This is a genomic window from Priestia sp. P5_B4, from assembly GCF_056400385.1.
On sequence record NZ_JBFULJ010000672.1, the window covers coordinates 1 to 2,123 of the forward strand.

Below are 2,123 nucleotides of genomic sequence, written 5' to 3' on the forward strand. Positions count from 1 at the left end.
CTCTTACTGTTAAACAAAAGCATATTGAACAGATGGAAAGCAAAGTTGAAGAAGTAGTACGTGCACAGCAAACAGAGCTAGAGCGCATTTCAAGCTTAACAAGAGAAGATGCAAGAGCGATTATTTTAGATCGTGTTGAAAATGAACTTTCCCACGATATTGCAATAATGGTAAAAGAAACAGAAAACCGTGCAAAAGAAGACGCCGATAAAAAGGCGAAAGAAATTCTTTCACTTGCTATTCAGCGTTGCGCAGCAGATCATGTTGCTGAAACGACTGTCTCAGTTGTTAACTTGCCAAATGACGAAATGAAAGGCCGAATTATCGGTCGAGAAGGTCGAAACATCCGTACGCTTGAAACTTTGACAGGAATTGATCTTATTATTGATGATACGCCAGAAGCAGTTATTTTATCAGGATTTGACCCAATTCGTCGTGAGACAGCAAGAATTGCACTTGATAAACTCGTTCAAGATGGTCGTATCCATCCCGCGCGTATTGAAGAAATGGTTGAAAAATCTCGCCGTGAAGTGGACGAATATATTCGTGAAGTTGGTGAACAAACGACGTTTGAAGTCGGTGTTCACGGGTTGCACCCAGACTTGATGAAAATTCTTGGTCGCTTAAAATTCAGAACAAGCTATGGTCAAAATGTGCTGAAACATTCAATGGAAGTAGCGTATTTATCAGGACTTATGGCTGCTGAATTAGGTGAAGATGAAACGTTAGCCAAACGAGCAGGATTGTTACATGATATTGGTAAAGCAATTGACCATGAGGTAGAAGGAAGTCACGTAGAAATCGGTGTTGAATTAGCTACAAAGTATAAAGAACATCCGGTTGTTATTAACGCGATTGCTTCTCACCATGGAGATACAGAACCAACATCAATCATTGCTGTACTAGTTGCAGCAGCGGATGCATTATCTGCTGCAAGACCAGGTGCTCGCAGTGAGACGTTAGAAAACTATATTCGTCGTCTTGAAAAGTTAGAAGAAATTTCAGAGTCTTATGAAGGCGTTGAAAAATCATTTGCGATTCAAGCAGGGCGTGAAGTTCGTATTATGGTGAAACCAGATACGATTGGTGATCTAGAAGCGCATCGACTTGCTCGAGATATCCGAAAACGAATTGAAGATGAGCTGGATTATCCTGGCCACATCAAAGTAACCGTTATTCGTGAAACAAGAGCAGTAGAGTATGCAAAATAAAAATGAAGTGGCGTTTCGCCACTTTATTTTTTTTCGTAGAGATGAAGATGCAGATTAAGAATGAAGTATAGGAGCTTTTACATGAGAATTTTATTTATTGGAGACGTAGTTGGTTCTCCAGGCCGTGAAATGGTTGAAGAATATTTACCAAGATTAAAAAGAAAATACTCTCCGGGACTTACAATTGTGAATGGAGAAAATGCAGCTTCAGGAAAAGGCATTACTGAAAAGATTTATCGTCAGTTCTTGCAAGCAGGGGCTAATATTATTACCCTTGGTAACCACGCGTGGGACAAACGTGAAATTTTTGATTTTATTGACGATGCAAAAAATCTTGTTCGTCCAGCTAATTTTCCTGAAGGTACACCTGGCAAGGGAATTACGTATTTTACGTACAATCAGCTTGAGGTAGCCGTGATTAATTTACAAGGGCGCACGTTTATGGCTCCGCTTGATTGTCCATTTCAAAAAGCAGATGACCTGATTGAAGAAGCACGTCAGCGCACTCCGCTCATTTTTATTGATTTTCATGCTGAAACAACAAGTGAAAAGCAAGCGATTAGCTGGTATGTGGACGGTCGTGTCAGCGCTGTTGTCGGCACTCATACGCATGTTCAAACAGCTGACAATCGTATATTGCCAAAAGGAACAGCCTACATCTCTGACGTAGGAATGACGGGACCATATGACGGCATTTTAGGGATGGAGCGCGAAGCTGTTATTAAGCGTTTTTTAACGTCTCTTCCTGTTCGATTTGAAGTGCCAAAAGAAGGAAGAACGCAGCTTAGTGGAATCGTTATTGATATTGATCAAAAGACGGGGAAAGCAACAAAAACAGAGCGAATTTTAATTAACGAAGACCATCCGTTTTTTGAATAAAGGGAAAAAGTCAATGTGTCGAAAGACGATACG

2 protein-coding genes are annotated in these 2,123 nt (G+C 40.5%); both read left to right on the forward strand.

What is annotated here, in order from left to right:
- Window positions 1-1,211, forward strand: a 1,211-nt coding sequence (gene rny, locus AC1DRF_RS24510; protein ID WP_477741921.1) for a ribonuclease Y, incomplete at its 5' end; no start/stop codon positions are given.
- A gap of 81 nt (window positions 1,212-1,292) precedes the next feature.
- Window positions 1,293-2,090, forward strand: a complete 798-nt coding sequence (locus tag AC1DRF_RS24515) for a TIGR00282 family metallophosphoesterase (RefSeq protein ID WP_043976551.1) — start codon at window positions 1,293-1,295, stop codon at window positions 2,088-2,090.
- Window positions 2,091-2,123 lie beyond the last annotated feature (33 nt).